Source organism: Cereibacter changlensis JA139 (assembly GCF_003034985.1).
In the GTDB taxonomy this organism is placed as follows: domain Bacteria; phylum Pseudomonadota; class Alphaproteobacteria; order Rhodobacterales; family Rhodobacteraceae; genus Cereibacter; species Cereibacter changlensis.
Genome location: NZ_PZKG01000239.1, coordinates 1 through 3,402, shown reverse-complemented (window position 1 = coordinate 3,402; position 3,402 = coordinate 1). Strand labels below are relative to the sequence as shown.

The following is a 3,402-nucleotide window of genomic DNA, read 5'->3' as shown; positions in this document are numbered from 1 at the left end:
GCAGCGAAGATCCCGCGCCGAGGCGGAGGAGCGCGCCCGCCACTTCCTGGATCGAGTGCATATCCTTGAACAGGCGGACAAGTATCCGGTTCAGCTTTCGGGCGGACAGCAGCAGCGCGTGGCCATCGCCCGCGCGCTCTGCATGGCGCCCCGGATCATGCTGTTCGACGAGCCGACCTCGGCGCTCGATCCCGAGATGGTCAAGGAGGTTCTGGACGTGATGACCGATCTGGCGCGGGACGGCATGACGATGCTCTGCGTGACCCATGAGATGGGCTTCGCCCAGGCCGTGGCCGACCGGGTGATCTTCATGGATCATGGCCGCATCATCGAGGAGGCCGCCCCGCGGGATTTCTTCCGGACGCCGCAAACCCGGCGGGCACAGGAATTCCTGGCGCAATTGCTGCATTGAGGGCGGCGCGCCCTGCCGCAGGACGCGGCCGGGTGGCAGTGGACGCACAGCGGGGTCGCCGCTGACGCGCTCACTGCCTGACCCCGCCAGCGACTTGGCCGCCTGGGCCCGGACAGCCGCCGAGCCCCTCAGACCTCGCCCAGGATCCAGTCGACGAACCCCTGGCTCAGCCGGTCCGAGACCCGGCTCTCCGGCAGCACGACGTGATAGGCGGCGTCGGTGGTGAGGCTGCCATCGAAGACGACGTGCAGCCTGCCCTGCTGCACCTCGCGCTCGATCAGATAGCCCGGCACCAAGGCGAGGCCGAGCCCCGCCTTGGCGGCCTCGATCAGCAGGGCGAACTGCTCGAAGCGGTGGCCGTGGAAGGCCTCGGCCGTGCTGTGGCCATTCTGCGCCAGCCAATCGGCCCAGAGCATCGGCCGCGAGGTCAGATGCAACAGCGGCGCCTGCTCCAGCAGCCGCTCCGGCCCGAACCGGTTCAGCAGCGACGGCGCCGCGACCGGCACGACCGTCTCGCGGCAGAGATAGGTGCAGTCTCCCCCCGCCCAGACCGGCGCGCCGTAATGGATGGCGATGTCGACGCCCTCGGCGGCCATGTCGAACACGCCGGAGCGCGTGACCACCGTCGCTTGAAGCCCGGGATGCTGCGACAGGAACTTCGGCAGCCGCGGCATGAGCCAGCGGCTGCCGAAGGTCGGCAGCGTCGCGATGGTCAGATGGCCGGTGGCGTCGCGCGCACTGGCCGCGCGCAGGGTCAGCCGCTCCAGCCCGGCCAGCAGCTGTTCGGCCTCCGGGCGCAGATGCCTTCCGGCGGTGGAGAGCACGATGCGCTGGCGCACCCGCTCGAACAGCGCGACGCCGAGCTGCGTCTCCAGATCCTTGATCTGCCGGCTCACGGCGCTCTGCGTCAGGTTCAGCTCCACCGCCGCCCGGGTGAAGCTGCCATGCCGCGCCGCCGCTTCGAAGGCCTGCAGCGCGGAGAGGTCGGGGATCAGGCTTCGGCTCAGCTTCATTCCGTTCTCGCATCAACTCAGTCGCAACCGGCGCGTTTTTCCACGCGCTTCATACGGTATGAGGATGACCGACGACTGGCAAGCAACAGGTGCGGCAATGACCAAACTCTCCTCCGACGCGATCCGCGCCCGGTTTTCCGCGGCGATGTCGGCCATGTATCGCGCGGAGGTGCCGGCCTATGGCACGCTGCTGGCCCTCGTTTCCGAGGTCAATGCCGAGGTGCTGGCGCAGGACGGCCAGCTTGCGCGGGATCTGGCGCAGACCGGGCAGCTGGAGCGGATCTCGGAGGAGCGCCATGGCGCGATCCGGCTCGGCACGGCGGAGGAACTCGCCACGATGCGGCGGCTGTTCGCGGTGATGGGCATGTATCCGGTCGGCTATTACGACCTGAGCGAGGCCGGAGTGCCGGTGCATTCCACCGCCTTCCGCCCGGTCAGCGAGGCGGCGCTGCGGGTGAACCCGTTCCGGGTCTTCACCTCGTTGTTGCGGCTCGACCTGATCGATGACGAGAACCTGCGGGCCGAGGCGGCGGAGATCCTCGCCCGGCGACGGATCTTCACCGCGCCTTGTCTGGAGCTGATCGACCGGGCCGAGGCGGAAGGCTGCCTGTCCGAGACCGACGCCGCGCGCTTCGTGGCCGAGGCGACCGAGACCTTCCGCTGGCATTCCGACGCGCTGGTGTCGGCCGATCTCTACCAGCGGCTGCACGGCGCGCACCGGCTGGTCGCCGATGTCGTCTCGTTCAAGGGGCCGCATATCAACCACCTGACCCCGCGCACCCTCGACATCGACGCGGTGCAGGCCCGGATGCCGGGGGCCGGCATCACCCCCAAGGCGGTGATCGAGGGCCCGCCGCGCCGGGCCTGCCCGATCCTGCTGCGGCAAACCTCGTTCAAGGCGCTTGAGGAGGCCGTGAGCTTTCCCGGCGAAACCGCGGTGGCGGGCTCGCACACCGCCCGCTTCGGCGAGATCGAGGCCCGCGGCATCGCGCTGACCCCCAAGGGCCGGGCGCTCTACGACGCGCTCTTGGACGAGGTGCGGCGGCGGATCACCCCCGCCGCCGACGGCTCCAACGCCGCAGACTACACGCGGGTGCTGACCGAGGTGTTCGAGGCCTTCCCGGATGACTGGGATCAGATCCGGCGACAGGGGCTGGGCTATTTCGCCTGGTCGCCCACCGGGCAGCTCGGGGCCGGGACCAGTGCCGAGGAACTCCTCGCCTCCGGGGCGCTGCGCTGCGATCCGATCGTTTACGAGGATTTCCTCCCGGTGTCTGCCGCCGGGATCTTCCAGTCCAACCTCGGCGACGCCGCCGTGCAGGGCTTTGCCGCCAGCCCGAACCAGCGCCTGTTCGAGGCCGGGCTGGGCGCCGCGGTGCTGGACGAATTCGCCCATTACGCCGGGATCGAGGCGGCCTCGCTGCGCGACAGCCTGCGCCAGCTGGGACTCGACTGACCCTTTTCCGAAACCTGCCGCCCCCGGGGGCGGCGCCACCTGACCCGACCAAGGAGACCCGCATGACCCATGCCATCGCCACCGACTGCGCCGAGCTGCTGACCCGCCTCGGCGTCGCGCCCGCGCTCTACACCGGCGGCACGCTGGACAGCCATTCGCCCGTCACCGGCGAACGTATCGCGCAACTGCCTGAGCAGGACGCGGCGGCGGTCTCGGACGCCATCGGCCGCGCCGCGACCGCCTTCCGCAGCTGGCGTGAGGTTCCCGCCCCGCGTCGCGGCGAGCTGGTGCGACTGTTGGGCGAGGAGCTGCGCGCGGCCAAGGCCGACCTCGGCCGGCTGGTGTCGATCGAGGCCGGCAAGAGCCCCTCGGAGGGCGCGGGCGAGGTGCAGGAGATGATCGACATCTGCGATTTCGCCGTTGGTCTCTCGCGCCAGCTCTACGGCCTGACCATCGCCACCGAGCGCCCGGGCCACCGGATGATGGAGACTTGGCATCCGCTGGGGGTGGTCGGTGTGATC

The 3,402-nt window shown here is 70.1% G+C and carries 4 protein-coding genes; 3 read left to right on the top strand and 1 reads right to left on the bottom strand.

The window, feature by feature from the left end:
• Positions 1-412: amino acid ABC transporter ATP-binding protein (locus tag C5F48_RS22510; protein WP_146170714.1), on the top strand; the 412-nt coding region annotated here is incomplete at its 5' end.
• 128 nt (positions 413-540) lie between these two features.
• Here the strand turns inward: C5F48_RS22510 and C5F48_RS22505 are convergent.
• Entirely contained in the window at positions 541-1,425 is an 885-nt protein-coding gene (locus tag C5F48_RS22505) for a LysR family transcriptional regulator (protein ID WP_107665960.1), read from the bottom strand.
• Positions 1,426-1,522: 97 nt separating this feature from the next.
• On the opposite strand from C5F48_RS22505, the gene hglS reads away from it, so the two are divergent.
• Together hglS and C5F48_RS22495 are read left to right on the top strand one after the other, a co-directional pair.
• Positions 1,523-2,881 (top strand): 2-oxoadipate dioxygenase/decarboxylase HglS, encoded by a 1,359-nt coding sequence (gene hglS / locus C5F48_RS22500; protein WP_107665959.1) that lies wholly within the window; start codon positions 1,523-1,525, stop codon positions 2,879-2,881.
• A gap of 62 nt (positions 2,882-2,943) precedes the next feature.
• On the top strand, positions 2,944-3,402 hold a 459-nt coding region (locus C5F48_RS22495; protein WP_146170713.1), incomplete at its 3' end, for an aldehyde dehydrogenase family protein.

What these genes read in the sequence shown, in the direction of transcription:
- C5F48_RS22505 (WP_107665960.1), bottom strand. Translation starts at nt 1,425, where the DNA reads ATGAAGCTGAGCCGAAGCCTGATCCCCGACCTCTCCGCGCTGCAGGCC.
- hglS (WP_107665959.1), top strand. Translation starts at nt 1,523, where the DNA reads ATGACCAAACTCTCCTCCGACGCGATCCGCGCCCGGTTTTCCGCGGCG.